Source organism: Azospirillum cavernae (assembly GCF_003590795.1).
Taxonomy (GTDB): domain Bacteria; phylum Pseudomonadota; class Alphaproteobacteria; order Azospirillales; family Azospirillaceae; genus Azospirillum; species Azospirillum cavernae.
Genome location: NZ_QYUL01000002.1, coordinates 1741920 through 1765118, shown reverse-complemented (window position 1 = coordinate 1765118; position 23199 = coordinate 1741920). Strand labels below are relative to the sequence as shown.

The following is a 23199-nucleotide window of genomic DNA, read 5'->3' as shown; positions in this document are numbered from 1 at the left end:
GCCTCGTTGCGGCGCGCGGTCGCCTTGACGCCCCCTCCCCAGCCCTCCCCCGCTGACGCGGGAGAGGGAGCCAGCGTCTGAAACGATGATCGTCCCCTCTCCCGCCCAGCGGGGGAGGGTTAGGGAGGGGGCATACGCCGCAGCCACTCCCAACATCCCCGCCATCCCCCTTGCCACCGGAAGGGTTGTCATGAGCGCCTCGAAGTCGATCACCCGTGTGTCCACCCCCGACCTGCGCGCCCGCAAGGGCGGCGAGCCAATCGTCTGCCTGACCGCCTACACCGCCCCGATGGCCCGCCTGCTCGACCAGCATGTCGATCTGCTGCTGGTCGGCGACTCGCTGGGCATGGTGGTTTATGGGCTGGACAGCACGCTGCCGGTCTCGCTCGACATGATGATCGCCCATGGCGCCGCCGTGGTCCGCGCGTCCGAACAGGCGTGCGTCGTCGTCGACCTGCCATTTGGCTGCTACCAGGAAAGCCCGCAGGCGGCCTTCCGCGCCTCGGCCCGCGTGATGCAGGAAACCGGCGCGCAGGCGGTGAAGCTGGAAGGCGGGTTGGAGATGGCCGAAACGGTGGCCTTCCTGACCGCGCGCGGCATCCCGGTGATGGGGCATGTCGGGCTGACCCCGCAATCGGTCAACACGCTGGGCGGCTACAAGGCGTTGGGCCGCGATCCGGCGGTGGCGGAGCGAATCGTCGCCGACGCCCGCGCCATCGCCGAGGCCGGGGCCTTCTCCCTGGTGCTGGAAGCGATCATGGAGCCGCTGGCCCGCCGCATCACCGAAGAGGTCGCGGTCCCGACCATCGGCATCGGCGGCTCGCCCGCCTGCGACGGCCAAGTGCTGGTGACGGACGACATGCTGGGGTTGTTCGGCCAGTTCCAGCCGAAATTCGTCAAGCGCTACGCCGAATTGGCAGACACCGTCACCCAGGCGGTCGCAAGCTACGCCGCCGAGGTCCGCGCCCGCAGCTTCCCCGGCCCGGAGCATTGCTTCGGCGTCAAAAAGCCCGCGACCACCAACGCGTAAGTCCGGCGGGGCTTGGCTGCGCTCACACCTCGGTCAACAAAAAGATCGAGGTGGCGCACAGCCACAGGCCGAACAGCAGAACGCAGCACATCACACGGGTCCACAGGCTGATCTGCATCTCGACCGGCGCGGTCTCGTCTAACTCATCCATGATCGGCGGCTCCGCTTGAGGGCCGACCCGGCGGAGCCGTTCCGCCGGGTCGTTGCATGGCCTCAAGCTCTAACGGAGCGGTGTGTCCCGTGTGTGTCGCGATGGGCGGCTTTGTGTAACCGAACGTAACCGTGCGGCGTCACAGCGCGCCCGCCTTCACAGCCCCACTTTCACAGCCCATCCACGACGAGCATCTTGAAATCGGCGGCGTCCTTGCGCGCCTCCCGCGCCTCGCGATACTCGGGGCTGTCGTAAAAGGCCTTGGCGGCGGCGTAGTCGGGAAATTCCAGGATCACCACGCGGCCCGGCTCCCAGCCGCCTTCCAACACCTCGGTCTGGCCGCCCCGGCTCAGGAAACGCCCGCCATTCTTGGCGATGGCGTTCGGCGTCAGCGTCTTGTAACGCTCGTAAGCGACACTGTCGGTGATGCGGACGTCGGCGATCACATAGGCGGGCATGGCGGAAAACTCCCAATGGATTGGTTCTGACGCAAAAAAGGCGCGAGGAGCCTAGCCCCTCGCGCCCGTTCCGGCAAATCTCGTCAGACGGAGAAGCCCTGTTAGGCGTCCATCGCCTTGACGACCTCTTCGGTGACTTTCTTGGCGTCGCCGAACAGCATCATGGTGTTGGGGCGGAAGAACAGCTCGTTCTCGACGCCGGCATAACCGGCGGCCATGCCGCGCTTGATGAAGAAGACCGTCTTGGCCTTTTCCACATCCAAAATCGGCATGCCGTAGATCGGGCTGGACGGATCGGTCTTCGCCGCCGGGTTGGTCACGTCGTTGGCGCCAATGACGAAAGCGACGTCCGCCGTGCCGAACTCGCGGTTGATGTCCTCCAGCTCGAACACCTCGTCATAGGGGACGTTGGCTTCGGCCAGCAGCACGTTCATGTGGCCGGGCATGCGGCCCGCGACGGGGTGGATGGCGTATTTGACCGAAACGCCCTCATGCTTGAGCACGTCGGCCATTTCGCGCAGGGCGTGCTGCGCCTGGGCGACCGCCATGCCATAGCCGGGCACGATGATGACCGACTGGGCGTTCTTCATGATGTACGCGGCGTCTTCCGGCGAACCGGCCTTGACCGAACCTTGCGGCCCGCCGCCGCCGCCCGCCGCCGCCGCGCCCGCCGCCTCGCCGCCGAAGCCGCCGAGGATGACGTTGAAGATCGAGCGGTTCATGCCCTTGCACATGATGTAGGACAGAATCGCGCCCGACGATCCCACCAGCGCGCCGGTGATGATGAGCAGGTTGTTTTGCAGGGTGAAGCCGATGCCGCAGGCCGCCCAACCCGAATAGCTGTTCAGCATCGAGATGACGACCGGCATGTCGGCCCCGCCGATCGGCAGGATCAACAGGAAGCCGAGCGCCAGCGCCGCGATGATGATGAGCCACATGGCGGCGGTCGCGTTCGACTGGACCAGCCAGACGATCAACAGCACGCTCAACACGCCCAGCGCCGCGTTCAGCGGGTGCTGCATCGGGAAGACCAGCGGCTTGCCCGTCACCAGCCCTTGCAGCTTGGCGAAGGCGACGATGGAGCCGGTGAAGGTGATCGCGCCGACGGCGGCGCCAAGCGCCATTTCGATCAACGACCCCTTGGCGATGGCCCCGGCGGAGCCGATGCCGTAGGCCTCCGGCGAGTAGAAGGCGGCGAGCGCCACGAAGACGGCGGCCAGACCGACCAGCGAGTGGAAGGCGGCGACGAGCTGCGGCAGGGCCGTCATCTCGATCTTCTTGGCGACGACGTAGCCGATGGCCCCGCCGATGGCGACGCCCAGCACGATCAGCCAATAGGATTGGACGATGGGCGAGGCCAGCGTGGTCAGGATGGCGATGGTCATGCCGACCATGCCGTAGATGTTGCCCTGACGCGAAGTTTCCGGGCTGGACAGGCCGCGCAACGCCATGATGAAGCAGATCGACGCGACCAGATAGAGAAGAGCGGACAAGGTTTCCATGGTTTTACTTGCCCTTCTTCTTGAACATGGAGAGCATGCGCTGCGTCACCAGGAAGCCGCCGAAGATGTTGACGCTGGCCAGAATGACGGCCAGGAAGCCCAACAGCTTGGAAAAACCGAACTCGGCGGGACCGGCGGCGATCAGCGCGCCGACGATGATGACCGACGAGACGGCGTTGGTGACGGCCATCAGCGGCGAATGCAGGGCGGGCGTGACGCGCCACACCACGTAATAGCCGACGAAGCAGGCCAGCACGAGAACGGTCAGGCCGGTGACGAAGAAGTTGCCATGACCACCGGCGGCCTCGGCGGCGGGGTGCGCCGCGTTGGCGACCTGGGCGGCCAACAGGTCGGCCTGCTGGCCAAGCGCCGCCAGATTGGCCTTCAACTCGGCGATGCGGGCGGTCAGTTGTGTCTGATCCATTGATGTCTCTCCTGGGGCGTCCCAATCAGCCGGTGAAGGCGGGATGAATGACGGCGCCGTCACGGGTCAGCGCGATGGCCTTCACAATCTCGTCGTCCCAGTTGATGGTGACGCCCTTGTCCTTGTCGTTCAACGCCGTCAACAGAGCCAGCAGGTTCTTGGCGTAGAGCAGCGAGGCGGATTCGGCGATGCGGCTCGGGTAGTTGGCGTGGCCGACGATCTTGACGCCGTTGGCGGTCACGACCGTCTCGCCCAGCTTGGAGCCTTCGACGTTGCCGCCTTGCTCCACCGCCAGATCGATCAGGACCGAACCGGGCTTCATCGAGGCGACATGCTCCGCCGTCACCAGGATCGGGGCCTTGCGGCCCGGAATCAGCGCGGTCGTGATGACGATGTCCTGCTTCTTGATGTGCTCGGCCACCAGCGCCGCCTGTTGGCGCTTGTAGTCGTCGCTCATCTCCTTGGCGTAACCGCCAGCGGTTTCCGCCTGCTTGAACTCGTCATTCTCAACCGCGACGAAGCTGCCGCCGAGCGACTGAACCTGCTCCTTCACCGCCGGGCGCACGTCGGTGGCCGACACGATGGCCCCCAGACGCTTGGCCGTGGCGATGGCCTGCAAACCGGCGACGCCGACGCCCATGATGAAGGCGCGCGCGGGCGGAACCGTGCCGGCGGCGGTCATCATCATCGGGAAGGCGCGGCCATATTCCCCCGCCGCGTCCACCACCGCCTTGTAACCGGCGAGGTTGGCCTGGGAGGACAGCACGTCCATCACCTGCGCGCGGGTGATGCGCGGCATGAATTCCATGGCGAAGGCGTTGACGCCAGCGGCGGCGTAGGCCTTCACATGATCGCGGCTGTTGTACGGGTTCAGGATGGCGAACAGCAGCGCGCCTTTTTTCAGCAACGCCAGCTCGTCAACCCCGTCCGACCCTTCCCCCGAAAGGAGCGGACGCTGCACCTTCAGCACGATGTCGGCGTCGTTCAGCGCCGACGCCGCGTCGGCGGCGATGGTGGCGCCGGCGGCCTCGAACACGGCGTCGGGAAGGCTGGAGCCGAGACCGGCCCCGCTTTCCACAACCACCTCAAGCCCGAGCGCCTTCAGCTTTTTCACCGTCTCCGGCGACGCCGCGACGCGAAGTTCACCCGCACGTCGCTCCTTGGGTATGGCGACTTTCATTATGTCCAACTCCCCTGCCTCAAATACGCCGATTCCCGGGTCATCGGCTTAGACGACGCGTACACATGCCGGATTTGTCTGACCTTGTGAAGTCAAACACTGTGATGGTACTACCAGCCAATTCACCGCGTCGCAACAAAGAGAATGGCTGTGTTGGCCGTAAGTAGCATTGTTTCCGAAGAAACAAGAAACCGGGCAACACATGAACCCGCTGTTCTATTGCTCCACCGTATCCCGCCACGCGGCGTGACGCTGCGCCGCAGACCGTGAATCGCTCTCCCCTCGGCAACGCCCGGCAGCCCCACGGAATCGCCCGCTTGCCATTCCCGCCGCCCGCCGATATCGTCCCGCCCCGTTCCCAAATGTTCTCTTTCTTGTGGTGAGGTTTCCATGTCCGATGTCGGCGGCATTGCGGCGGACCGTCTGAAATCCTTTGTCGAGCGCATCGAGCGCCTGGAAGAGGAAAAGAAGGGTCTGCAAGAGGACGTCAAGGAGGTCTACGCCGAAGCCAAAGGCACCGGCTTCGACACCAAGATCATCCGCCAGATCATCCGTCTGCGCAAAATGGACAAGGCCGACCGCCAGGAGCAGGAAGCCCTGCTCGACCTCTACAAGGAAGCCTTGGGAATGGTGGAGTAAGGGGCGCCCGCGCGCCCCCTCTCTTGCAACCCGCTTTTCACGCCGCCTTCGCCACCGCCCGCCCGGCCAGCCGGGCCATCACGTTGCCGATCAGCGCCAAGCCATGCCCGCCCTCCAGAGTCAGGATGGATTCGGGGTGGAATTGCACGGCGGCCACCGGCAAGCTCCGGTGTTCCAGCGCCATGACGCGGCCATCGTCGGTTTCCGCCGTCACCTGCAAGACGGCGGGCAGCGTGTCGCGGCGGGCGACCAAAGAATGATAGCGGCCCACCCGCAAACGGTCGGGCAAACCGTCGAACAGCCGCCCTCCCCCCAGCGCCCGCAGGGTTGACGCCTTGCCGTGCATCGGCTCGGCCACGTCCAGCGTCCCGCCGAACCCCTCGGCGATTCCTTGCAGCCCCAGACAGACGCCGAACACCGGCACGCCCAACTCCAGCGCCGCCGCCATGGTTCCGGCGACGTCGAAATCGCTGGGCCGCCCCGGCCCTGGCGACAGCACCAGAAGATCGGGCGGATCGGCGCGCAGAGCCGCCCGCGCGTGGCTGTGGCGCAGCGTCGTCACCTCCGCTCCGGTCTGGCGGAAATAGTCGCCCAGCGTGTGGACGAAACTGTCGTCGTGATCGACCAGCAGCACCCGTTTGCCCTGCCCGCTCCGCGCCGCCGCCGGTTTGGCCATCACGCGCAATTCCAGGGCGACTCCCCGCACAGCGTCGCGGAAGGCGGCGGCCTTCAGACGGCATTCGGCGTCCTCGGCGTCGGGGTCGCTGTCGGCCAACAGGGTGGCTCCGGCGCGGATGAAGGCGACGCCGTCCATCATGCGGATGGTGCGCAGCGTCAGGCCGGTGTCCATGCCGCCGTCGAAGCCAAGGCGGCCAAAGGCCCCGCCATACCAGCGGCGCGGCGATTTCTCGTTGTCCTCCAGAAACTGCATGGCCCAACGCTTGGGCGCGCCCGTCACCGTCACCGCCCAGGTGTGGGTGAGAAAGGCGTCCAGCGCGTCAAAACCGCCGCGCAACCGCCCTTCGACGTGATCGACGGTGTGGATCAGGCGGGAATACAGCTCGATCATCCGCCGTCCGATCACCCGCACCGATCCCGGCTCGCACACCCGCGCCTTGTCGTTGCGGTCCACGTCGGTGCACATGGTCAACTCCGCCGCGTCCTTGGCCGAGTTCAGCAGCGTCAGGATTTGCGCCGAATCGCCCAGCGCGTCGGCCCCGCGCGCCACGGTGCCGGAAATCGGGCAGGTCTCCACCCGCCCCGCCCCACCGCCGTTCGCCGCGCCGACCCGCACATACATTTCCGGGCTGGCGGCGACGAGAAACTCGCCCTGCCCCAGATTGACCAGCGCCTCATAGGGGGCCGGGTTGGCGGCGCGCAGGCGGCGGAACACCGTGGCCGGGCTGTCGGCGCAGGGTTCGGCGAAGGTCTGGCCGGGCACCACCTCGAACAGATCGCCGCGCCGGAAGGCGGCCTTGGCGGTTTCCACCACCCGCTGATAATCGCCCGGCGCGTGGTCCGCCTCCGCCGCCGCGTTGGTGTCGGGGCGGTAGGGATGGGCGCGCCCGCTGCGGGGCAGCCCCTGCGTGCTGACGCCATCGACCGTGAAGTCGTAGCGGAAACAACGGGCCACCCCGGCGGCGGGGTCGAGCGCGACCAGCTCGTCGGGCAGATACAGCACCAGATCGCGCTGGTCGTCGGGCCGCTCCAGCCGCAGGCGGATCGGCTCGAACTGGAAGGTCAAATCATAGCCGAACGCGCCATACAGGCCGAGAAACGGGTCGTCCGGCGCGGAAAACAGCCCGATCAAGGCGCGCAGCACGGAAAACACCGAGGGTTGACGGCTGCGCTCCTCCTCGGGGAACGGCCCGGCGGCCTTGCGGGTCAGCGCCGTAAGCCGACCCGGCGCTTGCTCCACCCCGACCAGCGCGTCCAACCCATCCAACGCGCGGAACAGGGCGGGCAGCAACACCCGGCCGCGCTCGTTCAGCGCGTCGATTCGCACCGTCCGCCCACGTGCCGTGACCGCCAGCGGCGGATCGACGAAGCCCAACGCGTGGCGGCGGTAACGGCCCGGCGCCTCCACCCCGCTGGACAGCAGCAGGCCCCGCCGCGTGTCCAGAGCCGTGATCAACGGATCCAGCGCGTTTTGGGGCGGCAGCGGCGCGCTTTGCCGGGTCACGGCCAGCCCGCCGCCGGTCTGGTAGCTCAACGAATCAAGATGGCGGGGATCGGCAAGGAAAAGATCGGGAGCGAACATCGGTGGCGTCTCCGGGGGGCGGTGGTTCTGGCGATCGACGCCACCCGGAGTTCCCGTTCGTACCCTTGTGCTTTTCGTTCCCACGAAAAAGGCCGCCCCGGTAACACCGGGCGGCCTTTGGTTCATGGTGCGCTCAAACGCACGCGTGGTTCTGGCCGACCCGATCTAAACGGGCCGCCACCAACGACGCGACAGGAGGAGCGAGGACGTGTTCATGGCAAACACTTCGCCACAACCCCGCCGGGATTGTCAAGGCCCGTTCAAATTGCAGCGCGCCCGAATCGAACGCGCGGCAGATGTCAGATTGGCAACATCTTGGTGACGCTCCGCCGCCGCCGTCCGGCTTTGTGATAAGAAAATTTGCGGGTGTCGGTCGGGAAATTGCCTGAAATGGGAACAAAGCCGGACATTTGATTTCCCGCATGCAGAAGCGGCGCGAGGATAATCGAACCACCACCACCAAAGGGATGCCAGAGGGCGACGTCTCAGTTACCGCATTTAAATTTAATGCACAAAATTTTGTCAGGTGACTATAATCGTAAAAATCGCTGCAAATTATAGGAACTCTGTTCCTGTAAGGATGGGGGGCTGAGAATGCGTGATCGTCTGCGTCATTTGGCGCTGTTGACCGGCGCCTTGGCGATTCTGCCGTTTCACGCCAAAGCCGACTACCCGGAACGGCCCATCACCATGATCGTTGCCTATGGCGTCGGTGGACAAACCGACATCACGGCGCGCAGCTTGGCTCCCTTCATTGAAAAGCATCTGGGTCCGGGCGCCCGCGTCATCACGGTGAACAAGCCGGGCGCGGGTGGTGAAATCGGCTTTGCCGCGCTGGCGGACGCCAAACCCGACGGCTACACCATCGGCTTCATCAACACGCCGACGATCCAGACCATCCCCATTGAGCGGCGGGCGCGCTTCACGCTCGACCGGCTGACGCCGCTGGTGAACATCATCGACGATCCCGGCGTCCTCATCGTGCGCAACGACAGCCCTTACAAAACGCTGGCCGATCTCGTCGCCCACGCCAAGGCCAATCCGCTGAAGGTCAGCATCGCGTCCACTGGCGTCGGGTCGGACGATCACCTCGCCATTTTGGCCCTGCAACGCCAGTCCAAGGCGCAATTCCTGCACATTCCCTTCACCACCAGCATCGACAATTACCGCGCCATGCTGAACGGCAACACGGCGGCCTCGGCCACCAACATCGCCGAAGCGCTGCGTGGGGTGCAATCAGACCCGGTGCGTGTTTTGGGGGTGATGGCCGCCGCCCGCTCGCCGATGGCGCCAAACGTGCCGACCTTTCAGGAGCAGGGCTACAACATCGTCATGGGATCGATGCGCGGCTTGGCCGCGCCCCAGGACCTTTCGGATGAGGTGAAGACCAAACTGGTCGACGCCATCACCAAGGCCGCCAACGATCCAGGATTCCGCAAGATCGCCGAGGACACCTTCCAGCCCCTGCGCGTGCTCGATCCTGTCACCTTCGCCACGGAGCTGCGGGCGGGCGACGATGATTTCCGCGCGCTGTGGACCGAAGCCCCCTGGCTCGCCCGATAAAGCAAAACTCTGAAAAGCGCCCCTCCGCCGCGTCAGCGGCGGGGGATTGATCCCGCAGTCGGCAGCGACAGACCCAAGGCCCCACGCGTCAGCGACCAGGCGGCGGGCAACAGCGAGGCGGCGATCACCGCGCCCACCGCCGCGTCCGGCCACCCATCGGCCAACGCCCAAACCCCAAGCAATCCCATCATCCCTGCGGCTTGCGGCAGCAGATCCCCGCGCGCGCACAGCCACACTGATCGCAGCGACAGCGTCCCCCGCCGCCCAGCGAACAGCAGGGTCGCCATCGACAGGCTGACGCCGATCACCACCAGCAAGGCCAAACTGGCCAGCGGCGCGTCGGGCGCGCCCGCGCCGATCACCGCGCGCCCAGCCGTCACCAGAACCCAGACCACCGCCCCGGCCAGAACCGCCCCCTGAAGCAACGACAGCCGCGCCCGCGTTTCCAGTGAGCGCCCCATCGTCGCCAGACTGACGCCGTAGGTCGCGGCGTGGTTCAACGCCAGCAGCGCCACCGCCCACAGCGCCACCGCCTGGGTGCGGGTGGCGGCGATGAGCAGGAACGCCCCCATCACCGCGCTGACCATCATCGCCGTGCGCAAGGTGCGGCGAAAATCGGCCTGACCACCGCCGCGCCGCCCACCACCGCCGCCACCACACGCGCCGCCGCCGCAACCGCCGTCCATGTCCGTCCCCTCGCAAAAGCCCTGCGCGTAAGATAGGCGTCGGCCACCGTCGCGTCCATCTTCATCAGTTTTTCCTGATTGAACAACGCGCCCACACGCGGCCCCTCCCAATGATCCGAGTCACCCCCATATTCCGTGTTGGGGCGGCGCCCAGGAAACGACGACGGAGCGGTAATGTCCGCAAGGCAGGCGTTTCCATACGGTCCGTTACGGAAGACCCTTGGTTGCCGGATGTTCCTTGCTTTTTGCGGATCGGCCCATGACGGGCGTGGACACATACGACAGCCTTCATTACCTTTTTGCAGGTCGAACAAAATGACGGCCCAGCAATAAAGCCCGGCCGCCGACGCTTGGAAGGGATGGGGACGATGGCTCTGGCGCCTGTGTCATTGGCAAACGTGTCGCTTGACGACAAATACGCGCTCGAACAGGGGCGCGTTTACCTCACCGGCACCCAAGCGTTGGTGCGTCTGCCGATGATGCAGCGCCAACGGGATCTGTTGGCCGGGCTGAACACCGGCTGTTTTATTTCCGGTTATCGCGGATCGCCGCTGGGCGGGTTCGACCAGAATTTGTGGAACGCCCGCAAATTCCTGGAAAAGAACCACATCCAATTCCAACCCGGCGTGAATGAGGAGTTGGGCGCGACCGCCGTTTGGGGCAGCCAGCAGGTCGGCATGTTCAAGGGCGCCCGATACGACGGCGTCTTCGCCATGTGGTACGGCAAGGGGCCGGGCGTTGACCGCTCCGGCGACGTCTTCAAGCACGCCAACGCGGCGGGAACCTCGAAAAACGGCGGCGTGCTGGTGCTGACCGGCGACGACCACAATTCCAAATCCTCGACCTTCCCGCACCAGTCCGAACACGCCTACATGCACGCGATGATTCCGGTGCTGAATCCGTCGGGCGTGCAGGAGATTTTGGATTACGGCCTGATCGGCTGGCAGATGAGCCGCTTTTCCGGCTGCTGGATCGCCATGAAGACGATCGCCGAGACGGTGGACAGCTCGGCGTCCGTCTACATCGACCCGCACCGCGTCAGCCCGATCATTCCCGCCGATTTCCCGATGCCCGCCGGGGGCCTGAACATCCGTTGGCCCGATCCGCCGCTGGAGCAGGAACACCGGCTGATGAAGCACAAGCTTTACGCCGCGCTCGCCTTCGCCCGCGCCAACAAGCTGGATCAAGTCGTGCTGTCCAGCCCGCGCCCGCGTTTCGGAATCGTCACCACCGGCAAGAGCTATCTGGACGTTCGCCAAGCCTTGGACGAACTCGGCATCACGGAGGAGATGGCGGCCGATTGGGGCATCACCGTCTACAAGGTCGGCATGCCCTGGCCGCTGGAGCGCGACGGCGTCCGCCATTTCGCCGAAGGGCTGGAGGAGATCGTCGTCGTCGAGGAAAAGCGCGCGGTCATTGAAAACCAGCTCAAGGAACAGCTTTACAACTGGAATTCCGACGTCCGCCCGAAGGTCGTCGGCAAGTTCGACGAGGCCGGTGAATGGATTCTGCCCAGCGCGGGCGAGCTGTCCCCCGCCCAGATCGCCGTGGTGATCGGGCGGCGCTTGCAGCGCTTCATCGACAATGAAAACCTCGCCCGCCGCATCGCCTTCCTCGACGCGCAGGAGCAGCAAAAGGCCCATGTCGCCCGCGTCGTGCGCAAGCCGACCTTCTGTTCGGGCTGCCCGCACAACACCTCGACCGTGGTGCCGGAGGGCAGCCGGGCCTTGGGCGGCATCGGCTGCCATTACATGGCGACCTGGCTGGACCGCAAGGCCGACACCTTCACCCAGATGGGCGGCGAGGGTGTGCCGTGGGTCGGCCAAGCCCCCTTCACCGACGAAACCCACATCTTCGCCAATCTGGGCGACGGCACCTATTTCCATTCCGGCATCCTGGCGATCCGTCAGGCCATCGCCGCCAAGGTGAACATCACCTACAAGATCCTGTTCAACGACGCCGTCGCCATGACCGGCGGCCAGCCCTTTGACGGCACGCAGACCGTCCAATCCATCGCCCAGACCCTGCGGGCGGAGGGCGTGACCCGCATCACCGTCGTCACCGACGAGCCGGAAAAATACGGCATCAACAGCGGCCTGCCGCAATTCACGGCGGTGGAGCACCGCGACGATCTGGACCGCGTGCAGAAGGAACTGCGCGAGGTCGGCGGCACCAGCATCCTGATTTATGACCAGACCTGCGCCACCGAAAAGCGCCGCCGCCGCAAGCGCGGCAAGATGGTCGATCCGGCCAAGCGCGTGGTCATCAACGAGCTGGTGTGCGAAGGCTGCGGCGATTGCTCGACCAAATCATCCTGCGTGTCGGTGATCCCGCTGGAGACCGAGTTCGGGCGCAAGCGCCAGATCGATCAATCCTCCTGCAACAAGGATTTCTCCTGCACCAAGGGCTTCTGCCCCAGCTTCGTCACGGTCGAGGGCGGTCAGTTGCGCAAACCCAAGCCCGCCGCCGCCAAGGCGGTGGACAGCGCGCCGCTGCCCACCCCGACCCTGCCGACCTTTGACAAGACCTGGGGCCTGTATGTCACCGGCGTCGGCGGCACCGGCGTCGTCACCATCGGCGCGCTGCTCGGCATGGCCGCGCACATCGAGGGCAAGGGCGTCGGCGTGCTCGACATGACCGGGCTGGCGCAAAAGGGCGGCGCCGTCACCAGCCACATCCGCATCGGTCAGACGCCGGAAGACATTCATTCCGTCCGCATCGCGGCGGGCGGGGCCGACGCGGTTCTAGGCTGCGACATCGTCGTCGCGGCGGCGGGCGACGGGCTGTCGAAGATGCGGGCGGGCCACACCCGCGCCGTGGTCAACACCCACGACGCCATCACCGCCGATTTCATCAAAAAGCCGGACATGGTGATCCCCGTCCGCGATCTGGTCGGCGACATCCGCAAGGCCTGCGGCGGCGACGCCATGGTCGACGCGCTGGACGCCTCGAAACTCGCCACCGGCCTGTTGGGCGACAGCGTTTACGCCAACCCCATCCTGATGGGCTACGCCTGGCAAAAGGGGCTGATCCCGCTGACCGAGGCCGCGATCCTCAAGGCCATCGAACTGAACGGCGTGTCGATCAAACTGAATCTCGACGCCTTCCAGTGGGGCCGTCGCGCCGCCGTCGATCTGGCCGCCGTCCAGGCCGCCGCCGCCCCGCCCGCCCCGGTGGAGGTCGGAAACGCCTCCCTCCTGCTCGACCAGCGCCGTTTCTCCGACAGCCTGGAGGAGATCGTCGAGCGGCGCACCCGCTTCCTGACCGACTATCAGGACAGCGCCTACGCCGCCCGTTATCACGCGCTGGTCGATTGGACCCGTCGGGTCGAGGGGCAGAAAATCCCCGGCTCCACCGCTCTGACCGAAGCCGTCGCCCGCGCCCATTTCAAGCTGCTGGCCTACAAGGACGAGTATGAGGTCGCCCGCCTCTACACCGACAGCGGTTTCCTCGAAAGCGTCCAGCGCCAGTTCGAAGGCGACTGGAAGCTAACCTTCCATCTGGCCCCCCCGGCGCTGGGCGAGGTCGGCGAGGATGGCGGCGAGCCGAAAAAGAAGACCTTCGGCCCCTGGATGCTGCCGGTCCTGCGCCTGCTGGCCAAGGGCAAGCGCCTGCGCGGCACCCGCTTCGACCCCTTCGGCCGCACGGAGGAGCGCCGCCAGGAACGTCAACTGATCGCCGATTACGAGGCGGTGATGGGCGAAATCCTGCACAGCCTGACCCGCGACACGCTGGCCCTGGCCCTGGAAATCGCCGCCCTGCCGATGGAGATGCGCGGCTACGGCCCAATCAAGGCCCGCAACGTCGCCATCGCCAAGGCCAAGGAAGCCAAACTGCTGGACGCCTTCCGCAACCCGGCGAAGGCCCCGGCGATGGCGGCGGAGTAACCGCCATTACCCCGGCGACGACGGCGCAACTGCGCCGCCCAAGCCACCATTGATCGAACCGGCGTGGAGGACAATGATCCCCCACGCCGGTTTCCTTTTTCCCCCATTCGCCATCAACCGCCCTCCGCCCGCCCCTCGGTCAGAAAGTCGATGAAGGCGCGGATGCGGGCGGCCAGATGGGGGTGGCTGGCGTAGACGGCGTGGATGGGTTCGATGTCGTTCGGGTTGAACGATTCCAGCACAGGAACCAACCGCCCCGCCTCGATGTCGGGTTGGACGTGGAAGCGCCCGACCCGCGCCAGACCGACCCCGGCGACGCACAGCGCGCGCACGGTCGGGCCGTTGTTCGCCTCGAAATTTCCCCGGACGGAGCGCGTGAAGAGGCGGCCCGTGGCGGGGTCGCGGAAGGGCCACTCCTCCCAGCTTTGCCGGAAATTGAAGGTCAGCCCGTTGTGGCGGTCGAGATCGTCGGGCGTCAGCGGCTCGCCCCGACGGTCCAGATAGGACGGGGCGGCGACGATCACCCGGCGGCTTTCCATCAGCTTGCGCGCCTTCAACGCCGTGTCGGGCAGCGCGCCCACGCGGATGGCGATGTCCGTCCGCTCCCCCACCAGATCGATGATTCCGTCGGTCAGCGACAGATCAAGCTGAACGTCGGGGTAGCGCGCCAGAAAATCCGGCAGCAGCGGCACGATGAACCGCACCCCGAAGGCCACAGACGCGCTGACCCGCAAACGCCCGCGCGGCAGCGCCGCCCCGCCGAAGGCGACGGCCCGTTCGGCCTCCCGGATTTCCTCCAGAATGCGCTGCGCCCGTTCCAGATAGAGTTCGCCCTCCGGCGTCAGGCTCAGGCTGCGGGTGGAGCGCGCCATGAGGCGGGTTCCCAACCGTTCCTCCAACCGCGACACCAGCTTGCTCACCGCCGAAGGGGACAGGCGCAACGCCCGCCCCGCCGCCGAAAAGCTGCCCAGGGTCGCCGCGTGGACGAAAACCTCCATCTCTCCGGCGGCGTTGTCCATAGCCTCACTTTTGAATTCAAATCACAGATGTTTCAATCTTATCGGCTCTAATCGGGGGAACGCCAGTCCGTCATAGTCGGCGTCAATCGCAACCGGCCAGCCTCAAGCGGCCCGCCGGACCCATTTTCAGGACGCCGATCATGCCCCTTGCCCTCTTCGCCCTGACGATCGCCGCCTACGCGATCGGCACCACGGAATTCGTCATCGTCGGGCTGTTGCCCACGGTGGCGGAGGATCTGCGCATCGACCTGCCGCTCGCCGGGTTGATCGTCAGCGTTTACGCCCTTGGCGTCACCTTCGGCGCGCCGGTCCTCACCGCCCTGACCGGGCGGATCCCCCGCAAACGCCTGCTGCTCGGTCTGATGGCGCTGTTCGTCGTCGGCAACGGCATGGCGGCGCTCAGCCCGTCCTACGCGCCGTTGCTGGCCGCGCGCGTGCTGTCGGCTTTCGCCCATGGCGTGTTCTTTTCCGTCGGCGCCACCATCGCCGCCGATCTGGTGCCGGAAGACCGGCGGGCCTCGGCCATCGCCATGATGTTCATGGGGTTGACCGTGGCCATCGTCACCGGCGTGCCGCTGGGCACGCTGATCGGCCAGAATTTTGGTTGGCGGGCGACCTTCGCCGCCGTCGCCGGGCTGGGCGTGATCGCCTTCGCCGCCATCGCCCTGCTGCTGCCCGCCCGTCTGCGCATGGCCCCCCCAGCCAGCATCGGGGACCAAGTTCGGGTGCTGGGCAGCGGGCGGTTGCTGATCGTCTTCGCCATGACCGCGCTTGGCTATGGCGGCACCTTCGTCACCTTCACCTATCTGGCGTCGGTCCTGCAACAGATCACCGGCTTCGCCGAATCCTCGGTCAGCGTCATTCTGGTGCTGTATGGCGTCGCCATCGCGCTGGGCAACATCGCGGGCGGGCGGTTGGCCAACCGCAATCCGGTTCGGGCGTTGGCCGGTCTGTTCGTGGCGCAGGCGCTGGTTCTGGCCCTGTTCAGCGTCACCGCGCCGTCGCCCTGGCTGGCGGTGCCAACGCTGGCGGCGCTGGGCTTCCTGTCCTTCGCCAACGTGCCGGGGCTTCAGATCTATGTGGTCCAACTGGCCCAATCCGTGCGCCCCACGGCGGTGGACGTCGCCTCGGCCCTGAACATCGCCGCCTTCAATCTGGGGATCGCCGCCGGAGCCTGGATCGGCGGTCTGGTCGTCGCCTCGCCCCTGGGACTGGGGGCCACGCCCTGGGTTGGCGCGATTCTGGTCGCCGTCGCCCTGTTGCTGACCCTGTGGAGCGGCCGTCTCGACCGCCGCGCGTCCTTTGCTCTGGCCGCTCAGGCGGCGTGACCCGGAGCGGCCATGGCGACAAGGGGCGTCTGCAAATCCAGGGCAACGAAGTCAGGTTAACGTGGCCGCACTTCAAAACCGGAAAATGACATTGAACACGGATAAACACGGATGCCGACTGCGTCGGCCCACGGATGAACACGGATCAGGGGAAATTATTTATCCGTGTTCATCCGTGGATATCCGTGTTCATCCGTGGATATCCGTGTTCATCCGTGTCTCAGGTACGTCTTCCAGGTTGGTGACGTTACGTTAACCTGACTTCGTTGCCCTGTCTGCAAATCAGACGCCCCTTGTCGCTCACTCCAACCCGATGTCCGCCCCCAGCGCCGGGGCGATGAAGCGTTGGAGTTGGCCGACGATCTGGCTGGCATGCTCCGCCCCCTGCCGTTCGGCGGTGGCGGCGTCGCCCGCTTCGATCACCGCGATCATCGCGTCGTGTCCGTGGACGAACTCCTGCGGCAAGGCGTCCTGGTAACTGCGGTAATAGAGGCGCAGCAGGCGCATGCCATCGTTCAGCAGACGCTCGAACAGGTCGGTGTAATAACGGTTGCCCCCCGCCCGCGCGATGGCGAGGTGGAAGTTGCGGTTGCTTTCCAGCATGGCGATGGCGTCGGACGCGGCGACGGCGGCGGCGAAATCGGCCTGGGCCGCCCGCATCCGCTCCAGATCCTCCGGCGTCCGCCGCAGCGCCGCCAGACGCCCGGTGACGCGGTACATCAGCGTCAGCGCGTCGAGGTAATGCGGCACCCCGTCGAAATCCAGGACCGTCACCACCGTGTTGCGATTCGGCAAGGTCGTCGCCAGCCCTTCGGCGACCAGCCGTTGCAGGGCCTCGCGCACCGGGGTGCGCGACATGCCGAACCGCGCCGACAGCTCCGTCTCATCCAACCCGGCGCCAGGCGCCAGAGTCATGTTGAGGATGTCGGCCTTCAGCGCGTCGTAAATTTTCTGCGGGCCGCCGCCGCGCCGGGGGGTGTCGTTCGTCATGCTGATCTTCTTAGCTTGACGGCGCGGCCATTTCAAATATACAAATTGGATACAAGCAATCACCCCCCGGACAGGAGTTCACGCCGCCATGGATCCTCGCCAACGCTGGAAAGGGGTTTTCCCCGCCGTCACCACGCAGTTCCGCGATGATTTCTCGCTGGACGCGGCGGCCACCGCCAAGGTCATTGGCGCGCTGATCGACGACGGCGTGTCGGGTCTGGTGGTCGGCGGCACGGTCGGCGAAAACACCGCGCTGACCCTGGCCGAAAAGCAGGAGCTGGTCGAAACGGCGGTCGCCGTGTCGGCGGGCCGCGTGCCGGTGATCGTCGGCGTGGCCGAATACACCACCGAATTCGCGGCGACGACGGCGCGCATGGCGGCCAAGGCCGGGGCGCACGGCCTGATGGTGCTGCCCGCCATGGTCTATCCGGCCAAGCCGCGCGAAACGCTGGTGCATTTCCGGGGCGTGGCGTCGGCGACCGATCTGCCGATCATGCTGTACAACAACCCGCCCGCCTACCGCACCGACGTCACGCCGACCATGCTGGCCAGCCTGACCGACGTGGACACCATCGTGGCGTTCAAGGAATCCTCGGGCGACACCCGGCGCATCGTGGACGTCCGCAACATGACCGGCGACCGCTTCATCCCGCTGTGCGGTTTGGACGATGTGGTGGTCGAAAGCGTGCTGTTGGGCGCGGTCGGCTGGATTTCCGGCATGTCCAACATCTTCCCGCGCGAAGGCGAAACGCTGTTCCGTCTGGCCCGCGACCGCCGTTTGGACGAGGCGCTGCCGATCTATGATTGGTTCATGCCGCTGCTGCATCTGGACGCCCGCCCCGATCTGGTGCAGGGAATCAAGCTGGCCGAGCACATCGCCGGTCGCGGCAGCCTGCTGACCCGCCCGCCCCGCCTGCCGCTGGAAGGCGCGGAGCGCGACGAGGTGGAGGCCATCGTGCGCAAGGCGCTGGCCACCCGCCCGGCCCTGCCCGATGTTGGGTTGCCGCCGCTGGCCCAGTGACGGGCTGACGCAGAGTCCGGCCCGCAACAGAGTCTGGTTCGAGTGGGGGGAGTCGCCGCATCATGCACATCCTGGTCGTTGGCGGGGGGATCATCGGGGTGGCCGCCGCACACGCGCTGCTCGACAACGGCCATGCGGTGACGATCCTCGACCGAACCGGCTTTGGCGCGGAGGCGTCGGGGCGCAACGCCGGTTGGATCGCCCACAACGACATCCTGCCGCTGGCCGGGCCGAAGGCGTGGCGCAATCTGCCGCGCTGGCTGGCCGACCCGCTGGGGCCGTTGACCATCCGCCCGTCCTACGCGCCCCGCATCCTGCCCTGGATGCTGCGTTTCGCCGCCTCCTCCACCCCGCGACGGATCGAGGCATCGACTCTGGCCATCGCCGCGCTGAACGGGGCCTCGTTGCCCGCGTGGCGGCGGCGGCTCGACGCGCTGGATCTCGGCGGGCTGCTGCGCCCGCGCGGGCAATTGTCGGTGTGGACCGATCCCGCCGCCTTCGCCCGTTTCCCGGCCTTGGCCGAACGGCAACGCGGCTTCGGCGTGTCAGTGGACATCCTGTCCGCCGCGCAGGTCGCCGCGCTGGAACCGGCCTTCGCCCGCGCGGCGGCGGCGGGAACCATCGTCGGCGGGGCGCTCTACCCCGATGGCCCGCACGTCGCCGACCCGGCGCTGTTGACCGAAACGCTGGGCAAAATGGCGCTGGAGCGCGGCGCCCGGCTGGTGAACGCGCAGATCCAGGGCTTTGAGGACGCGGCGGGCCGCGTGACCGCGCGGTGCGACGGCGGGGTGTCGATCACGGCGGATCGCGCGGTTCTGGCGCTGGGCGCCTGGTCGAAGCCGCTGGCGGCGATGGTCGGCGACGCCGTGCCGCTCGACACCGAACGCGGCTACAACGTCACCACCGCGCCCGGCGCGCTCGGCCTGAGCCGCCCGGTGATGTATGAGGGGCATGGCTTCGTCACCTCCCCGCTCGACAGCGGCGACCGCATCGGCGGCGCGGTGGAGTTCGCCGGGCTGGACGCCCCGCCGAATTACGCGCGGGTGGACGCGCTGCTGGGCAAGCTGCGCCGTTTCCTGCCGGAGTTGGGCGCGGTGGAGGGGGTGCGGCGGCTGTGCTTCCGCCCGTCGATTCCCGACAGCCTGCCGGTGATCGGCCCGGCCTCCCGCCTGCCCGCCGTCATCCACGCCTTTGGCCATGGCCATTACGGGCTGACCCAGGCCGCCGTCACCGCCGAGCTGGTCGCCGCGCTGATCGACGGGAAAAGCCCCGCCCTGCCGCTCGCCCCCTACGCCCCCACCCGCTTCTGAAGAGGCATTTCGCCATGGCCCGCCACAGCTTCTTTTGCATCGACGGTCACACCTGCGGCAACCCGGTGCGCGTCGTCACCGGCGGCAGCGTCCCCATGCTGAAGGGCGCCACCATGTTCGAGCGCCGCCAGGAGTTTCTGGCCGACCATGACTGGATTCGCCTGTCCTTGATGTTCGAGCCGCGCGGCCACGACATGATGTCCGGCTCCATCCTCTACCCGCCGACGCGGGAGGATTGCGACGTCGGCATCCTGTTCATCGAAACCTCCGGCTGCCTGCCGATGTGCGGCCATGGAACCATCGGCACCGTCACCACCATCATCGAACATGGGCTGGTGACGCCGAAGACGCCGGGGCTGCTGCGGCTCGACACCCCGGCGGGGCTGGTGGAGGCGCGTTACATCCAGAACGGCCCCTATGTGGACAGCGTTCGGCTGACCAACGTTCCCTCCTTCCTGCTGGGTCGGGGCTATGAGGTCGAGGTTCCCGGCCTGGGGCCGATCACGGTGGACGTCGCCTTTGGCGGGAATTTCTACGCGATTGTCGAACCGCAAGCCGGTTACGCCGATCTCGCCGATCTGCAACCCTCGCAAATCCTCGATTATTCGCCCAAGCTGCGCGCCGCCTTCAACGCCCGGCACAGCATCGTCCACCCGACCAACCCGGCGCTGAACCGCTTGACTCATGTGCTGTGGACCGGCAAGCCGACGACGCCCGACGGTTCGGCCCGCAACGCCGTGTTCTATGGCGACAAGGCCATCGACCGTTCCCCCTGCGGCACCGGCACCTCGGCGCGGATGGCGCAGTTGCACGCGCTGGGCCGTCTGAAACAGGGCGAGGATTTCGTCCACGAAAGCATCATCGCGTCCAAATTCATCGGGCGGGTCGAGGGAACCACCGAGGCCGGCGGCCTTCCGGCGATCATCCCGTCGATTGAAGGCTGGGCGCGCGTCACCGGCTACAACACGATTTTCGTCGATGACCGCGATCCCTATTGGAAGGGCTTTCAGGTCGCCGACGTCCCCTGAGCCAAGCGCCCCACAAGACTGAACGCCCAAGACGCCGCCGGTTGTTCAACGACCGGCGGCGTCAGGCGTCTTTGACCCACATGGGAAAGCGCAGCAGGAAGCGGGTGCCCGGCCCGTCCGCGCTGTCCAGCGCGATGGATCCCTTCATCGTCGTCGCCATGATGTTGGCGCAGATGCTCAGGCCCAACCCACTGGCCCCCAACCCGCGCTTGGTGGTGAAGAAGGGATCGAAGACGCGGTTGCGGATGTCGGGCGGAATGCCCTTGCCGTCGTCGCTGTAGCGCATCGTCACCCAACCCGCCGACGCTTCCTCGGCGATCAAGAGGATGCGCCCCTCCTGCCCCTCGTCATAGGCGTGAACCAGGGCGTTGATGATCAGATTGGACAGCACCTGCGCGAAGGAACCGGGGTGGCCGTCGATCTCCAGGCCGGGCGGAATGTCAGTCGTCACCGTGACCTTGGTCTTGCGCAGGCGCGGTTGCAGGCTGAGCAGCACCTCATCCACATAGGCGGCGAGATCGAAGACCCGCTGTTCACCGCTGGCCTGATCGACCGCCACCTGCTTGAAGCTTTGGATCAAATTGGCGGCCCGTTCGATGTTCGACAGAATCATCCGGGTGGTTTCCCAGGCGACATCCAGAAACCCTTGGAAATCGCTGCGCTTCACCCGGTTGGCGTCGAACAGCGCGCGAATCTTGACCACCTCCTCGTCCAGATGGGAAATCGCGGTCAGGGTCACGCCGATGGGGGTGTTCACCTCATGCGCCACCCCGGCGACCAATTGCGCCAGTGACGCCATCTTTTCCGCCTGAATCAGGCTGGCTTGCGCGTCGCGCAACTCCTCCTCCGCCCGCTTGCGCGCGGTGACGTCCAGCGCGACGGTGACGATGTGCGTGACCTCCCCCGCTTCGTCAGTCAGGGGCATTTTGGTGGTCAGCCAATCACGCCGCCGTCCCTTGGCGTCTTGGCCGCTTTCCTCGAAAAAGGGAACGCCCTGGCCACTTTCGATCACCAAACGATTCAGGCTCTCGGCCCGATCCGCCGTCGGGCCACGGTCGGGAACCGTTGGCGAGGCGCCGTGGATCTCGCGGAAAGACCGATTGGTCAGCAGAATGACGCCGTCGCGATCCCGCACATCAATCAGCGCGGGCATCGAATCGATCACGCCGGTCAGAATTTCCCGGCTTTGGCGCACCGCCTGATCGGCGTTCACCCATTTGGTGATGTCGGTGAAGGTGCGGAGTTGCCCGCCGTCCGGCTGCGGAACGACGCGAACCTCCAGGATGCGGCCATCATGCTGGGGGCGGACATAAATGCACTCGCGATTCGGACGGGCCGTCCTGTCCAGCACGTATTTGAGCTTTGCGTCGATGTCATCGCCAAAATCTGGCGCGTCCGCCGGAAGAAAAAGCCTGCCACTTTCAAGCTGAAAACGAGTACTCTCCTCCATCGTCTTGAAATTTTTCGCCAAATGTTCAGGAACATCCGTAAGTTCCAGCAATTTTTTATTGTACATGATCGACCGGAGATCCCGGTCATACAAGATAAAACCCTGGCCAATATTGTCGAGAATCAGCCGCAAGGTTTCCCGTTTGTCGGCCAACTCGTCCTCACCACGCTTGCGCTCGGTGATGTCGATGTGGGTGCGGACAAAGCCGCCCCCCGGCAGCGCGCGCGTGCGTATTTCCAGGATTCGACCGTCCGGGCGCCGGTGTTCGTGCCGGGCGCGGTCAGCGCAACGGGCGAGTTCCAACTGCTCGGCGACAATCGCGGCGGTGTCGCCCGGGCCAAACTCCCCGCGCTCGGCCAGACACTGAAGAAAATCAAAAAAATCCCTAACCGCCACGCTGTTCGGCGGCAGCCCATACAAATCCAGCAACGGCCCGTTGAGCGCCAAAATCGTCAGGTCGGCGGCGACCATGACAACGCCCTCATCCATATGCTCCAACAGGACCGACAAGCGGTTCTGAGCATCATCCAGCGAAGGCGCCGATCGGGCAGAAGCGGGCAAGAGCAAGGGACCACACGCCGTTGATGGGGTCGGAAAGGCGTCGCGACGGTTGCAGTGTAGCAGGCTCAACCGCTCCTGCCGAGAGGCGGAGCATGGGGCGAAACGGCGAAATTGTTCGTATTGCACATCAAAGACATTTGTCCGGTATTTTAATAAATTGGGAACTCTTGCGTTGGTAGGCTGTTGTGAGTCAAGAATCAGACATCTCCAGCCAACGGACCCGACCGCCCTTGTCCACGCTCCTCGCCCTGCCATCGCCATCGAGCGCGCAAAGCCCCTCCGGGCTGGCGAAGCTGCGGCAGATGTTGGCGAGCGACGCCCCGGCGGTCCAACCGATCCGCCGCGTCCCCGGCGAGGATGAGCGCAAACGCTCCTCCTCCGACCAACCGCTGGAGGCGACCGACGAGGCGCTGCGCCGCAGCGGTCAGACCGGAACCGATGAGACTCGCGCCGCCAGCCGATCCACCGGCGGCGCGTCGAGCGGCTTCGCCATCGGCGGCGGCGCCAGCGCGGCCAACGGCCCGGTGTCTCCCGGCCCCACCCCGCAGACCGCACTGCCCAACGCCGGTTTCATCACCCAAAGCCTGCACCAGGAAGTCGTCGGTCAGGGGTTGCACATCGAACCCTGGACCGACGCCATCGACGCCTACCGCCGGGCCGACGCCGGGGTGAACACGCCGCTGGTCACGCAGATCGCGGTGTAAAAGGGTGT

19 protein-coding genes are annotated in these 23199 nt (G+C 66.2%); 9 read left to right on the top strand and 10 right to left on the bottom strand.

What is annotated here, in order from left to right; genetic code table 11:
- The first annotated feature begins 190 nt into the window (after positions 1 to 190).
- A complete protein-coding gene (gene panB, locus D3877_RS19780) occupies positions 191 to 1030 on the top strand; it encodes a 3-methyl-2-oxobutanoate hydroxymethyltransferase (RefSeq protein WP_119832371.1) in 840 nt (279 codons plus the stop codon).
- Positions 1031 to 1052: 22 nt separating this feature from the next.
- On the opposite strand, the gene D3877_RS30885 is transcribed toward panB, so the two are convergent.
- From D3877_RS30885 to D3877_RS19760, 5 genes are all read right to left on the bottom strand, one after another.
- The gene (locus D3877_RS30885; RefSeq protein WP_274379638.1) at positions 1053 to 1181 is read right to left on the bottom strand and encodes a hypothetical protein; all 129 of its coding nucleotides are present in this window, start codon (positions 1179 to 1181) and stop codon (positions 1053 to 1055) included.
- Positions 1182 to 1351: 170 nt separating this feature from the next.
- Complete coding sequence (locus tag D3877_RS19775) at positions 1352 to 1639, bottom strand: DUF1330 domain-containing protein (RefSeq protein WP_119832370.1); 288 nt, start codon at positions 1637 to 1639, stop codon at positions 1352 to 1354.
- A 101-nt stretch (positions 1640 to 1740) separates the two neighbouring features.
- Positions 1741 to 3141 carry an NAD(P)(+) transhydrogenase (Re/Si-specific) subunit beta gene (locus tag D3877_RS19770; protein ID WP_119832369.1) on the bottom strand — a complete coding sequence of 467 codons (1401 nt, stop codon included), beginning with the start codon at positions 3139 to 3141 and terminating at the stop codon, positions 1741 to 1743.
- 4 nt (positions 3142 to 3145) lie between these two features.
- Positions 3146 to 3565, bottom strand: coding sequence for an NAD(P) transhydrogenase subunit alpha part 2 (locus D3877_RS19765; RefSeq protein ID WP_119832368.1), 420 nt, complete (start codon positions 3563 to 3565; stop codon positions 3146 to 3148).
- A 25-nt stretch (positions 3566 to 3590) separates the two neighbouring features.
- Positions 3591 to 4745 carry a Re/Si-specific NAD(P)(+) transhydrogenase subunit alpha gene (locus D3877_RS19760; RefSeq protein ID WP_119832367.1) on the bottom strand — a complete coding sequence of 385 codons (1155 nt, stop codon included), beginning with the start codon at positions 4743 to 4745 and terminating at the stop codon, positions 3591 to 3593.
- A 390-nt stretch (positions 4746 to 5135) separates the two neighbouring features.
- On the opposite strand from D3877_RS19760, the gene D3877_RS19755 reads away from it, so the two are divergent.
- The gene (locus D3877_RS19755) at positions 5136 to 5384 is read left to right on the top strand and encodes a DUF2312 domain-containing protein (protein WP_119832366.1); all 249 of its coding nucleotides are present in this window, start codon (positions 5136 to 5138) and stop codon (positions 5382 to 5384) included.
- Between the two features lie 37 nt (positions 5385 to 5421).
- On the opposite strand, the gene D3877_RS19750 is transcribed toward D3877_RS19755, so the two are convergent.
- On the bottom strand, positions 5422 to 7644 hold the full coding sequence (locus D3877_RS19750; RefSeq protein WP_119832365.1) for an anthranilate synthase: 2223 nt from the start codon (positions 7642 to 7644) through the stop codon (positions 5422 to 5424).
- 594 nt (positions 7645 to 8238) lie between these two features.
- Here D3877_RS19750 and D3877_RS19745 point away from each other — a divergent pair.
- The gene (locus D3877_RS19745; RefSeq protein ID WP_119832364.1) at positions 8239 to 9207 is read left to right on the top strand and encodes a tripartite tricarboxylate transporter substrate binding protein; all 969 of its coding nucleotides are present in this window, start codon (positions 8239 to 8241) and stop codon (positions 9205 to 9207) included.
- A gap of 32 nt (positions 9208 to 9239) precedes the next feature.
- Here D3877_RS19745 and D3877_RS19740 read toward each other — a convergent pair whose 3' ends face one another.
- On the bottom strand, positions 9240 to 9893 hold the full coding sequence (locus D3877_RS19740; RefSeq protein ID WP_119832363.1) for a cation diffusion facilitator family transporter: 654 nt from the start codon (positions 9891 to 9893) through the stop codon (positions 9240 to 9242).
- A 368-nt stretch (positions 9894 to 10261) separates the two neighbouring features.
- Here D3877_RS19740 and D3877_RS19735 point away from each other — a divergent pair, with 368 nt between their 5' ends.
- Positions 10262 to 13780: an indolepyruvate ferredoxin oxidoreductase family protein gene (locus tag D3877_RS19735; protein WP_119832362.1), complete on the top strand. Its 3519-nt coding sequence runs from the start codon at positions 10262 to 10264 to the stop codon at positions 13778 to 13780.
- 113 nt (positions 13781 to 13893) lie between these two features.
- On the opposite strand, the gene D3877_RS19730 is transcribed toward D3877_RS19735, so the two are convergent.
- Positions 13894 to 14799: a LysR family transcriptional regulator gene (locus D3877_RS19730; RefSeq protein WP_119832361.1), complete on the bottom strand. Its 906-nt coding sequence runs from the start codon at positions 14797 to 14799 to the stop codon at positions 13894 to 13896.
- A 140-nt stretch (positions 14800 to 14939) separates the two neighbouring features.
- Here D3877_RS19730 and D3877_RS19725 point away from each other — a divergent pair, with 140 nt between their 5' ends.
- Positions 14940 to 16127: an MFS transporter gene (locus D3877_RS19725; protein WP_119832360.1), complete on the top strand. Its 1188-nt coding sequence runs from the start codon at positions 14940 to 14942 to the stop codon at positions 16125 to 16127.
- Positions 16128 to 16427: 300 nt separating this feature from the next.
- Here D3877_RS19725 and D3877_RS19720 read toward each other — a convergent pair whose 3' ends face one another.
- Positions 16428 to 17117: a GntR family transcriptional regulator gene (locus tag D3877_RS19720; RefSeq protein ID WP_119832359.1), complete on the bottom strand. Its 690-nt coding sequence runs from the start codon at positions 17115 to 17117 to the stop codon at positions 16428 to 16430.
- An 88-nt stretch (positions 17118 to 17205) separates the two neighbouring features.
- Here D3877_RS19720 and D3877_RS19715 point away from each other — a divergent pair, with 88 nt between their 5' ends.
- The 3 genes from D3877_RS19715 to D3877_RS19705 all read left to right on the top strand — a co-directional run bounded on the left by D3877_RS19715 (position 17206) and on the right by D3877_RS19705 (position 20476).
- The gene (locus D3877_RS19715) at positions 17206 to 18138 is read left to right on the top strand and encodes a dihydrodipicolinate synthase family protein (protein WP_119832358.1); all 933 of its coding nucleotides are present in this window, start codon (positions 17206 to 17208) and stop codon (positions 18136 to 18138) included.
- A 62-nt stretch (positions 18139 to 18200) separates the two neighbouring features.
- Positions 18201 to 19448 carry an NAD(P)/FAD-dependent oxidoreductase gene (locus tag D3877_RS19710; protein ID WP_119832357.1) on the top strand — a complete coding sequence of 416 codons (1248 nt, stop codon included), beginning with the start codon at positions 18201 to 18203 and terminating at the stop codon, positions 19446 to 19448.
- 14 nt (positions 19449 to 19462) lie between these two features.
- Entirely contained in the window at positions 19463 to 20476 is a 1014-nt protein-coding gene (locus D3877_RS19705) for a 4-hydroxyproline epimerase (protein ID WP_119832356.1), read from the top strand.
- A gap of 61 nt (positions 20477 to 20537) precedes the next feature.
- On the opposite strand, the gene D3877_RS19700 is transcribed toward D3877_RS19705, so the two are convergent.
- Positions 20538 to 22397, bottom strand: a complete 1860-nt coding sequence (locus D3877_RS19700) for a PAS-domain containing protein (protein WP_238474990.1) — start codon at positions 22395 to 22397, stop codon at positions 20538 to 20540.
- Between the two features lie 320 nt (positions 22398 to 22717).
- On the opposite strand from D3877_RS19700, the gene D3877_RS19695 reads away from it, so the two are divergent.
- Positions 22718 to 23191 (top strand): hypothetical protein, encoded by a 474-nt coding sequence (locus tag D3877_RS19695; protein WP_119832354.1) that lies wholly within the window; start codon positions 22718 to 22720, stop codon positions 23189 to 23191.
- Positions 23192 to 23199 lie beyond the last annotated feature (8 nt).

What these genes read in the sequence shown, in the direction of transcription:
- panB (WP_119832371.1), top strand. Translation starts at nt 191, where the DNA reads ATGAGCGCCTCGAAGTCGATCACCCGTGTGTCCACCCCCGACCTGCGC.
- D3877_RS30885 (WP_274379638.1), bottom strand. Translation starts at nt 1,181, where the DNA reads ATGGATGAGTTAGACGAGACCGCGCCGGTCGAGATGCAGATCAGCCTG.
- D3877_RS19775 (WP_119832370.1), bottom strand. Translation starts at nt 1,639, where the DNA reads ATGCCCGCCTATGTGATCGCCGACGTCCGCATCACCGACAGTGTCGCT.
- D3877_RS19770 (WP_119832369.1), bottom strand. Translation starts at nt 3,141, where the DNA reads ATGGAAACCTTGTCCGCTCTTCTCTATCTGGTCGCGTCGATCTGCTTC.
- D3877_RS19765 (WP_119832368.1), bottom strand. Translation starts at nt 3,565, where the DNA reads ATGGATCAGACACAACTGACCGCCCGCATCGCCGAGTTGAAGGCCAAT.
- D3877_RS19760 (WP_119832367.1), bottom strand. Translation starts at nt 4,745, where the DNA reads ATGAAAGTCGCCATACCCAAGGAGCGACGTGCGGGTGAACTTCGCGTC.
- D3877_RS19755 (WP_119832366.1), top strand. Translation starts at nt 5,136, where the DNA reads ATGTCCGATGTCGGCGGCATTGCGGCGGACCGTCTGAAATCCTTTGTC.
- D3877_RS19750 (WP_119832365.1), bottom strand. Translation starts at nt 7,644, where the DNA reads ATGTTCGCTCCCGATCTTTTCCTTGCCGATCCCCGCCATCTTGATTCG.
- D3877_RS19745 (WP_119832364.1), top strand. Translation starts at nt 8,239, where the DNA reads ATGCGTGATCGTCTGCGTCATTTGGCGCTGTTGACCGGCGCCTTGGCG.
- D3877_RS19740 (WP_119832363.1), bottom strand. Translation starts at nt 9,893, where the DNA reads ATGGACGGCGGTTGCGGCGGCGGCGCGTGTGGTGGCGGCGGTGGTGGG.
- D3877_RS19735 (WP_119832362.1), top strand. Translation starts at nt 10,262, where the DNA reads ATGGCTCTGGCGCCTGTGTCATTGGCAAACGTGTCGCTTGACGACAAA.
- D3877_RS19730 (WP_119832361.1), bottom strand. Translation starts at nt 14,799, where the DNA reads ATGGACAACGCCGCCGGAGAGATGGAGGTTTTCGTCCACGCGGCGACC.
- D3877_RS19725 (WP_119832360.1), top strand. Translation starts at nt 14,940, where the DNA reads ATGCCCCTTGCCCTCTTCGCCCTGACGATCGCCGCCTACGCGATCGGC.
- D3877_RS19720 (WP_119832359.1), bottom strand. Translation starts at nt 17,117, where the DNA reads ATGACGAACGACACCCCCCGGCGCGGCGGCGGCCCGCAGAAAATTTAC.
- D3877_RS19715 (WP_119832358.1), top strand. Translation starts at nt 17,206, where the DNA reads ATGGATCCTCGCCAACGCTGGAAAGGGGTTTTCCCCGCCGTCACCACG.
- D3877_RS19710 (WP_119832357.1), top strand. Translation starts at nt 18,201, where the DNA reads ATGCACATCCTGGTCGTTGGCGGGGGGATCATCGGGGTGGCCGCCGCA.
- D3877_RS19705 (WP_119832356.1), top strand. Translation starts at nt 19,463, where the DNA reads ATGGCCCGCCACAGCTTCTTTTGCATCGACGGTCACACCTGCGGCAAC.
- D3877_RS19700 (WP_238474990.1), bottom strand. Translation starts at nt 22,397, where the DNA reads ATGGTCGCCGCCGACCTGACGATTTTGGCGCTCAACGGGCCGTTGCTG.